At 64.1% G+C, this 231-nt stretch carries 1 pseudogene; it reads right to left on the reverse strand.

Annotated elements, in window-relative coordinates:
* Window positions 1–24: 24 nt before the first annotated feature.
* Window positions 25–231: pseudogene (locus BST12_RS30105) on the reverse strand (alpha/beta hydrolase); the annotation flags it as partial.

Below are 231 nucleotides of genomic sequence, written 5' to 3' on the forward strand. Positions count from 1 at the left end.
GAGCCCTAACAGACCCGGTGGTGATCAGGTAGCGCTGCGTTCGTTGGACCCGATGGCGTTCAGTACTGCAACACGGGTGTCTGCCGAGCCGGTGACGGTTGCTTCGCCGCCACCCCGGCGAAGCAACGCGCGCAGCGCGGCCTGGTCGTATTCGGCGGGCTCAGTGGTGTCCATGAAGCGTTCGACGATGTCGATGAAGCGCGCAGGGTCGTCGTGAAACGGGAAATGTCC

It is taken from the genome of Mycobacterium angelicum (assembly GCF_002086155.1).
In the GTDB taxonomy this organism is placed as follows: domain Bacteria; phylum Actinomycetota; class Actinomycetes; order Mycobacteriales; family Mycobacteriaceae; genus Mycobacterium; species Mycobacterium angelicum.